The organism is Pseudomonas sp. NBRC 111140, assembly GCF_001320885.1.
GTDB lineage: Bacteria > Pseudomonadota > Gammaproteobacteria > Pseudomonadales > Pseudomonadaceae > Aquipseudomonas > Aquipseudomonas putida_P.
Window position 1 is genome coordinate 1 of record NZ_BCBQ01000153.1, and the last position, 8,336, is coordinate 8,336.

The 8,336-nt window shown below is 62.8% G+C and carries 8 protein-coding genes, 1 tRNA gene and 1 pseudogene; 3 read left to right on the plus strand and 7 right to left on the minus strand.

Annotated features, from left to right (window positions below; all coding sequences use genetic code 11):
- The coding region (locus APH42_RS27980; RefSeq protein ID WP_060494694.1) for a molybdenum cofactor synthesis domain-containing protein at nt 1–412 on the minus strand (412 nt) is incomplete at its 3' end.
- A 187-nt stretch (nt 413–599) separates the two neighbouring features.
- Between APH42_RS27980 and APH42_RS27985 the strand changes: the two genes are divergently transcribed.
- Nucleotides 600–821, plus strand: a complete 222-nt coding sequence (locus tag APH42_RS27985) for a YgdI/YgdR family lipoprotein (RefSeq protein WP_012271328.1) — start codon at nt 600–602, stop codon at nt 819–821.
- An 80-nt stretch (nt 822–901) separates the two neighbouring features.
- Nucleotides 902–978 (plus strand) — tRNA-Pro (locus APH42_RS27990).
- Between the two features lie 56 nt (nt 979–1,034).
- On the opposite strand, the gene mqo is transcribed toward APH42_RS27990, so the two are convergent.
- The 4 genes and pseudogenes from mqo to APH42_RS28005 form a co-directional block, all read right to left on the minus strand.
- The gene (gene mqo / locus APH42_RS27995) at nt 1,035–2,615 is read right to left on the minus strand and encodes a malate dehydrogenase (quinone) (RefSeq protein WP_060494695.1); all 1,581 of its coding nucleotides are present in this window, start codon (nt 2,613–2,615) and stop codon (nt 1,035–1,037) included.
- A 184-nt stretch (nt 2,616–2,799) separates the two neighbouring features.
- Nucleotides 2,800–3,567, minus strand: a complete 768-nt coding sequence (locus APH42_RS30940) for a methyl-accepting chemotaxis protein (protein WP_374701066.1) — start codon at nt 3,565–3,567, stop codon at nt 2,800–2,802.
- Nucleotides 3,568–3,732: 165 nt separating this feature from the next.
- A pseudogene (locus tag APH42_RS30945) lies at nt 3,733–4,494 on the minus strand (methyl-accepting chemotaxis protein); the annotation flags it as partial.
- Nucleotides 4,495–4,586: 92 nt separating this feature from the next.
- Complete coding sequence (locus APH42_RS28005) at nt 4,587–6,350, minus strand: ABC transporter transmembrane domain-containing protein (protein WP_060494698.1); 1,764 nt, start codon at nt 6,348–6,350, stop codon at nt 4,587–4,589.
- A 209-nt stretch (nt 6,351–6,559) separates the two neighbouring features.
- Between APH42_RS28005 and APH42_RS30255 the strand changes: the two genes are divergently transcribed.
- Entirely contained in the window at nt 6,560–6,733 is a 174-nt protein-coding gene (locus tag APH42_RS30255) for a PA1571 family protein (protein WP_176729473.1), read from the plus strand.
- Between the two features lie 59 nt (nt 6,734–6,792).
- Here APH42_RS30255 and pdxB read toward each other — a convergent pair whose 3' ends face one another.
- On the minus strand, nt 6,793–7,935 hold the full coding sequence (gene pdxB, locus APH42_RS28010; protein WP_060494697.1) for a 4-phosphoerythronate dehydrogenase PdxB: 1,143 nt from the start codon (nt 7,933–7,935) through the stop codon (nt 6,793–6,795).
- A gap of 60 nt (nt 7,936–7,995) precedes the next feature.
- Entirely contained in the window at nt 7,996–8,238 is a 243-nt protein-coding gene (gene tusA, locus APH42_RS28015) for a sulfurtransferase TusA (protein ID WP_012271322.1), read from the minus strand.
- Nucleotides 8,239–8,336: the final 98 nt, after the last annotated feature.

The window sequence follows — 8,336 nt, forward strand, 5'->3', positions numbered from 1 at the left end:
GCAGGCAGCACACCAGGGTGCCGTTGGCCAGCCCGGCCAACGCACGCGACTGCACGGTGGAGGTGCCAATGTCGGCCACGGAGATCTGCCGGAACAGCTCGCCAAAGCCGTCCACCTGCTTGTCCAACAGGCAGGCCACCGCCTCAGGGGTGCTGTCGCGGCCGGTAAAACCGGTCCCCCCGGTAATCAACACCACTTGCACGCTGTCGTCGGCGATCCAGGTGGCGACCTGGGCGCGGATCTTGTACAGGTCGTCCTTGAGCAGCACGCGCTCGGCCAGGCGATGGCCGGCGGCGCTCAGGCGGTCGACGAACATTTGCCCAGAGCTGTCGGTTTCGAAGGTACGGGTGTCGCTGACCGTGAGCACGGCGATGTTCAACGCCACGAAGGGGGTATCTGCCTTGGCTTTCATGGGGGTCCGTCACAACAAGATGAGATGGCCGCAGTTATATCACAGCGCACCTTTTCCGGCGTTGCGCCCATCGCCCTTGCCCTGGGTCAAGGGGACGAAATCGTCGCTATGCTGCACTGGGAGTGAACTTGCACTAACGTCCTGCGTCATAAATGTCATCTAGCACCATCGCACTTGGAGAAACACGATGATCAAACGGACCCTCCCCGCCTTCCTGCTCGCCCTGGGCCTGGGCGCCCTCGCCGGCTGTGCATCGCCGACTGTCATTACCCTTAACGATGGTCGCGAAATCCAGGCCACCGACACGCCGAAGTTCGACGAAGACTCCGGTTTCTACGAATTCGAGCAGCTGGACGGCAAGCGCACGCGCCTGAACAAGGACCAGATCCGCACCGTCAAAGAGCTCTGATCAAGCCCCCGTTTTGGCAATGGCCCTTTAAACAACAAGGGCTTGCTGGCGAAAACGGGATACAGTAGGATTTTGTTCATCGGAGTGTAGCGCAGCCAGGTAGCGCGTCTCGTTCGGGACGAGAAGGCCGCAGGTTCGAATCCTGTCTCTCCGACCAGGTTCTGCTAAAAAAGCCCGCCTTGCGCGGGCTTTTTGTTGTGCGCGAGAACGACGTCAGTGCGCGGCTTGGGTTTCAGCTTCTACGGGCATATGCAACAACTGCAAGCGCTCGCTGCTCCACGCGCGGGTCTGGTTGGTCAGCGCCAGGTCGTTGTTCAGCTTCTGGCCGTAGCTCGGCACGATTTCCTTGAGCCTGGCCTGCCAGGCAGGCGACTGGATGCGGTCCTTGAAGGTCTTTTCCAGCACGGTCAGCATGATCGGCGCGGCGGTCGAGGCGCCAGGCGAAGCGCCCAACAGCGCGGCGATACTGCCGTCCTGCGCCGCCACCACTTCGGTACCGAACTGCAGCACACCACCCAGTACCGGGTCCTTCTTGATCACCTGCACCCGCTGGCCAGCCTGCAGCAGCTTCCAGTCTTCGTTCTTGGCGTTGGGGAAGTACTCGCGCAGCGCGTTCATGCGGTCATCGAAGCTGAGCATCAATTGCCCCATCAGGTAGGTGCTGAGGTCGATGTTGTCGATACCGGCATTGAGCATGGGCAACACGTTGTGGCTGTTCAGCGAGGCGAACATGTCCAGCAGCGAACCGTGCTTGAGGTACTTGGTGGAGAACGTGGCGAACGGGCCGAACAACAGCACCTGTTTGCCATCGATCATCCGCGTGTCCAGGTGCGGCACCGACATGGGTGGAGCGCCAACCGAAGCCTTGCCGTACAGTTTGGCCTGGTGACGCGCGACCAGGTCAGGGTTATCGGTCATCAGGAACTGGCCCCCCACCGGGAAGCCCGCATAGCCTTCGGCCTCGGGGATGCCCGACTTCTGCAACAACTTCAGTGCGCCGCCACCGGCACCAATGAAGACGAAGCGGGCATTGACAGCCTTCTCCTTGCCGCCGTTGGCCAGGTCGGCCACGACTACATGCCAGGTGCCATCGTCGTTACGTACGATGTCACGCACTTCATGACGCACATTCAGCGACACGTTGGGGTTGCGAGTCATTGCAGCGAACAGCTGGCGGGTGATTTCGCCGAAGTTCACGTCGGTGCCGATGGCCATGCGCGTGGCGGCGATCTTCTGCCCCGGGTCACGGCCTTCCATGACCAGCGGCGCCCATTGGCGAATCTGCTCGTGGTCCTCGGAGATTTCCATGCCGCGGAATAGCGAGCTGTGTTGCAGGGCATCGACGCGCTTGTGCAAGAAGGCAATGTTCTCGTCTCCCCAGACGAAACTCATGTGCGGCACATTGTTGATGAACGATTTTGGGGTGTTCAGCACGCCCTGCTCGACCTGGTAGGCCCAGAACTGCTTGGACACCTCGAACTGCTCATTCACCCCCACGGCCTTGCTGATGTCGATGCTGCCATCCTTGCCGACGCTGGTGTAGTTCAGCTCGCAGAATGCAGAGTGACCGGTGCCGGCGTTGTTCCAGGCGTTGGAGCTTTCCTCGGCGACCTGGTCCATGCGCTCGTAGACGTCGACCTTCCAGGACGGTTCCAGCTCGGTGAGGTAAGTGCCCAGGCTGGCACTCATGATGCCACCACCGATCAACAGCACGTCGACGGTTTTCTCAGGCTCGGCAGGTTTGGAGCAGCCGATGACGCCCAGGCAGAGGAACGTCAGCAGAAATTTCTTCATTGATGTTATCCAGTTGTTGTGTGCACGCGCGCCGCCTGGAGCAGGGAATGTGCCAACTGGGGTTGGGCTAACAAATATGGGGTAAAACGAAGGGCCGCATGGCGGCAACCCGCCACAGGGCAATGGTTTTAGCGGTCTGGTGGCGGATTTCCCCCAGGGGCCGTGTGACGGCCCCTTTCCAAGGTCAGGCGCTCAGGCGCGAGGTGACTTCGCCCAGTTGCCCCGACAAACCATGCAGGCGATGCCCCGCCTGCTCGGTATGGTGCACCGCTTCCTGATTGGCCGTGGCAATGCGGGTAATCTCGATCAGGTTGCGCGAGATATCGTCGGCTACGCTGGTCTGCTCTTCAGCTGCTGTGGCGATCTGCCGGTTCATGTCGCGTATCGCCTCCACAGCCTGGGTGATACGTTGCAGCATCTGCCCGGCCTGCTCGACCTGTTCAGCCCCTTCCTGGCTTCGCTGCTGGCCGCTTTCGATGGCCTTCACCGCCTCCACCGCCCCAGACTGTACCGCTTCGATGATCTGGTTGATTTCGGCAATCGACGCCGCCGTGCGCTGGGCCAGGCTGCGCACCTCATCGGCGACCACCGCAAAGCCGCGCCCGGCTTCACCAGCACGGGCCGCCTCGATGGCCGCGTTGAGCGCCAGCAGGTTGGTTTGCTCGGCAATGCCACGAATCACTTCCAGCACTTTGCCAATGCGCGTGCTGTCATGCTCCAGATCGCGGATCACCGACGCCGTGCCAGCGATTTCACGGTTGACCACACCGATGATGTCGATGGTCTGCTGCATCACCTGCTCGCCCGCCTGGGCGCTGTGGTCGGCGTCATCCGCTGCACGGGCTGCCTCGGCGGCGTGGCGAGCCACCTCCTGTGCGGTGGCGGACATCTCGTGCATGGCCGTCGCCACCTGGTCGGTACGCTGGAACTGGTCATGAGTACCGCGAGCCATGTCGCCGGCAATACTGCGCAACTGGCCACTGGCGCCTTCCAGCTCCTGCGCGTTGTCCTGCAACCGGCCAACCGTGTCGGCCAGGAAATCGCGCAGGGTGTTGGCCGCCCGCGCCAGCCGCCCCAGTTCGTCCTCACGGCGGCTGTCGACCCGGGCGGCAAAGCGGCCTTGGCTGAGTTGCGCAACATACTCGATCAACTGGCGGATCGGCTCGATCAGGCTGCGATTGACCAACCACAGGCTAAGCAGCCCCACCAGCACCGCAGAAGCCAGCATCACCAGCAGGCCCAGCCATACCGTGCGCTCGGCGCTGGCGCTGATGCTCGTCGCACGCTGGCGGGCATCGGCACGCAGTTGCTCGACCAGTTGGCTCATCTGCTCACTGGCGGCGCGATCCACGCCCTTCACCGCCTGGTCGCCTGCTACCGGGTCGCCACCTGCGGCAAGGAAGGCCTGCCGCCCCTGCGCATAGGCCTGGCCCAGCTGGCGGTGGCTGTCGCGCAATTGCTGTAGTGGCTCCTTGAGCCTGGCGTCGCTGCTGTCGATTAGTTGCCCGAGCAATTGTTGCACCTGCTGCTCGCGGGCCTGGAACTGCTGCCAGTACTTGTCCATCTCTGCCGGTTGGCGCCCGCGCAGCAGCACGTTCTTCCATTCCTGCACCTGGATCTTGAACTGCAGGTTGGCTTCGTCAATCAATTGCGAGGCCCGCAGCGGCCCGTCCACCAACTCGGCGTAACCACGCACGCTGGACGACAGAAACTGGAAACACACCAGGGCGATCAGCAGCATCGCCACCACGCTGCCGCCGAGCAGCGAGAGAATTTGCACTCTGAGGGATTTACGCAACATCGAGGGTCTCGGAACCAGAGGGGTAGGCTGAGGCCGCTGTACAGCCCCATTACTGGCAGGCCAAAAAAAGGCTGCCATCAAGCAATGGCAGCCAGGTCAAGCACTTACGCAACAGTTGAGGCAGATACTCTCAGGCAATTACTACAAAAATATTACAAAGCCGCGACAAGCTAACCGGTGGTGAACTGCAGCGCTGCCAGCCGCGCATACAGCGGGCTTTCCTCGATCAACTGACGGTGAGTGCCCACCGCCACTACCCGACCCTTGTCGATGACCGCGATGCGCTCGGCATGCTGCACCGTGGCCAGACGATGGGCGATCACCAGCGTGGTGCGCCCAGCCATCAGGCTGGGCAGCGCTTGCTGGATCAAGTGTTCGCTTTGCGCGTCAAGGGCACTGGTGGCTTCGTCCAGCAACAGGATCGGCGCATCGACCAGCAATGCCCGGGCAATCGCCAGGCGCTGACGCTGCCCGCCGGAAAGCCCTATGCCGCCTTCCCCTAGCGGTGTCTGGTAGCCCTGCGGCAGTTGTTGGATAAACGCGTCGGCGTGGGCACCGCGAGCTGCGGCTTCGACTTCAGCCAAGGTTGCCTCGGGCCGGCCATAACGGATGTTGGCCTCTACCGTGCCACGGAACAGCGATGGGTTTTGCGCCACCAGGGCGAACTGCCGGCGCAGTTGGTCAGGATCGAATTCGGTAAGCGCCTGGCCATCGAGCAGAATGCGCCCTTGCTGGGGGTCGTAGAAGCGCAGCAACAAATCGAACAGGGTCGACTTGCCTGCCCCCGAGGGGCCGACCAGCGCTACGGTCTGCCCGGGCTCGATGGCCAGGCTCAGGCCATCCACTGCCGCCACCGTGGGCCGTGACGGGTAGGCGAACACCACCTGCTGCAGCTCGATACGCCCGCTGGCCCGCTGCTGTGGTTGCCCCTGTACCACGGCGGGCGGCAGGATCGCACTGTGCGCCGCCAACAGTTCGGCAATGCGCTCGGCCGCACCTGCGGCGCGCTGCAGCTCGCCAATCACTTCGCTGAGCGTACCGAAAGCGCTGCCGACGATCAGGCTGTAGAACACGAATGCAGCCAGTTCGCCTGCGGAAATACGCCCGGCGATCACATCCATGCCCCCGACCCACAGCATCACACCCACCGCCCCCAGCACCAGCACGATCACCAAGGTGATCAGCCAGGCACGCTGAGCAATTCGCTTGCGGGCCACAGTAAACGCCGCTTCGACTGTGCCGGCGAACAGTTCGCGGTCGTGCGCCTGGTGGTTGTAGGCCTGCACGGTCTTGATCTGCCCAAGCGTCTCGGCCACGTAGCTGCCTACATCGGCGACCCGGTCCTGGCTTTGCCGTGACAGGCTGCGCACCCGACGGCCGAACAGCAGAATCGGTGCCAGCACCAGCGGCAGGGCCACCACCACGATGCTGGTGAGCTTGGGGTTGGTGATGAACAGCAACACCACGCCGCCAATGACCATCAGCGCGTTGCGCAGGAACATCGACAGCGATGAACCGATGACCGATTGCAGCAGGGTGGTGTCCGCTGTCAGCCGTGACTGGATCTCGGAGCTGCGGTTGTCTTCGAAAAAACCTGGGTGCAGACCGATCAGGTGGTCGAACACGGCACGACGGATATCGGCCACGCAGCGCTCACCAATCCACGACACCAGGTAGAAACGGCTGAAGGTGCCCACTGCCAGGGCCAGCACCAGCACCAGGAATAGCCCGATGGTCTGGTTGAGCTGGTGCGCGGAGCGCGTCATGAAGCCCTGGTCCACCAGCAAGCGGATACCCTGGCCCATGGACAACGTAATGGCGGCGGTAACCACCAAGGCCAGCAAGGCCAGCAGCACTTGCCGACGATAGGGGCGAACGAACTGCCAGGCCAGGCGCAAGGCACGGCGTTGACGTGGGGAAACCGATTCGGGCATGGCGACGACCACAATGCTGGGGAAACCGCAGACTACCATTCATCCCGAGCGGGGGAATGGCTTCAGGGTGCTATAACGCATTGGTCTAAGCAGATGATGGAGCTTTCACAGGGTTTCTGTTGGACTGTTGCTGCCGTGACACAGAAGCTGTCACAGGCCAGTCACGGCACAAGGCTACCCTGAGCTCGAACCTGAAGAGGAGACAGTGCATGAGCTTGCAGCATGGCAGTGACAACCAGAAGCCCCAGACCACTCAGCAATCACAGGTATGCGGTTCGATCATCGACGCCAAGGGACGTGAAGTGCCCATCACCGAGCAGATGATCCAGCAGGCCTGCAAGGCCCTGGAAGAAAGCCGGGTCGAGCGCGTACGCAAAGGTTGATCGGCGAATTTTTTGCAACCCGGCGCTTGCGCCGGGTTTTTATTGCTCGGCAAGGTCGCTTAGACCAACGCCCCACCCAAGGCACTGACCAACTGCGCCAACTGCGGCGACTCCCCGCGCAAGCGCACTGCCAGCCCCTCGATTTCGCGCCGTGGCGGATAGTGCTTGCGCAACTGGTCGAACGCTGCTCGCTGTAACTGCGGGTCATCGCTCAGGCTACGACGGAAATCGGCATCGTCGCGGCGCGGGTCGTACACGGCGCGGCACAGGGTGGCCAGCGCCCAGGCCGGGTCGGTACTGGCATCCAGTTCGACCTGCGCCAGTGCTGGCCGGGGCAACAGGTCGGCCAGTTGCACCTGCTCGTCTACTCCCAGGAAGCGGCAAAGCGCCTGGTAGATCTGTGCCGTGCCACGTTGGCGACCATCGAGGCTGTAGCCGGCAATGTGTGGCGAAGCCAGGGTGCACAGGTCGGCCAACTGCAAGTCGACCTGCGGTTCACCTTCCCACACATCCAGCACCGCATGCACGTCTTCGCGGTCCAGCAGCAGCTCGCGCAGGGCGATGTTGTCCACCACCGGGCCACGGCTGGCATTGACCAACCAGGCCCCAGGGCGCAACTGTGCCAGCTGCGCCGGCCCCAGCAGGTGCCAGGTGGGGTGTTCGCCGCCGCGCTGCAATGGGGTGTGCAGGCTGATCACATCACACTGCTGCACAATGGTTTCGAGGCTGACGTAGTCTCCACCCTCGGCGGCTTGGCGCAACGGGTCGCAGACCAGCACCTTCCAGCCCAACCCGTGCAGTACCCGCACCAGGCGCCCCCCCACCTCTCCCGCGCCCACAACGCCGTAGACGCGTTCGGCCAGCGCTACGCCATCCAGCTCGGCCAGGGTCAGCAAACTGCCCAGCACGTAATCGACCACGCCGCGGGCATTGCAGCCCGGCGCGCTGCTCCAGGAGATACCGGCTTGGGCAAAGTAGTCCAGGTCCAGGTGATCGGTGCCGATGGTGCACGTGCCGACAAAGCGTACACGGCTGCCTTCGAGCAGTTGGCGGTCGACTTTGGTCACCGAGCGCACCAGCAGGATATCGGCGTCCTTGACGCTGGCGGCATCGAGGCTTCGGCCGGGGTAGCGGCGAATTTCACCGAAACCCTGGAAGAAGGCATCGAGCAGCGGGATGTTCTCGTCGGCAACTATCAGCATGGCGCTCTCCTGTCTGGGGAACGCAGTGTAGGCGGTACGCCGGGCTTGATCCAGAGCGATTCAGTCGGCTTTTTTGCGGATCCAGTACAGGAACGTGCCGGCGTCTTCTTGCTGCTGTAGCAGCTCATGGCCGAGGAAGTTGCAGAACTTGGGAATGTCGCGGCGTGTCGACGGGTCGGTGGCGATGACCTTGAGCAGGCCGCCGGCGGCCAGGTTACGCACGTGCTGGTGCAGCATCATCACAGGTTCCGGGCAGTTCAGGCCGGTGGCATCGAGGACGGCGTCGGGGGTGAAATCGGTCATGGGGGGCTCCGAAAATGATCGTTATTGTCGCGCATAGCGCGACGCGGTCCAAGCACCGCTTACGAATCGCGCTACGCGCCCGCTCTCCCTCGCCTCGC

Coding starts and splice junctions, on each gene's coding strand:
- APH42_RS27985 (WP_012271328.1), top strand. CDS start 600: ATGATCAAACGGACCCTCCCCGCCTTCCTGCTCGCCCTGGGCCTGGGC.
- APH42_RS30255 (WP_176729473.1), top strand. CDS start 6,560: ATGAGCTTGCAGCATGGCAGTGACAACCAGAAGCCCCAGACCACTCAG.
- APH42_RS30940 (WP_374701066.1), bottom strand. CDS start 3,567: ATGGCTCGCGGTACTCATGACCAGTTCCAGCGTACCGACCAGGTGGCG.
- pdxB (WP_060494697.1), bottom strand. CDS start 7,935: ATGCTGATAGTTGCCGACGAGAACATCCCGCTGCTCGATGCCTTCTTC.
- tusA (WP_012271322.1), bottom strand. CDS start 8,238: ATGACCGATTTCACCCCCGACGCCGTCCTCGATGCCACCGGCCTGAAC.
- mqo (WP_060494695.1), bottom strand. CDS start 2,615: ATGAAGAAATTTCTGCTGACGTTCCTCTGCCTGGGCGTCATCGGCTGC.
- APH42_RS28005 (WP_060494698.1), bottom strand. CDS start 6,350: ATGCCCGAATCGGTTTCCCCACGTCAACGCCGTGCCTTGCGCCTGGCC.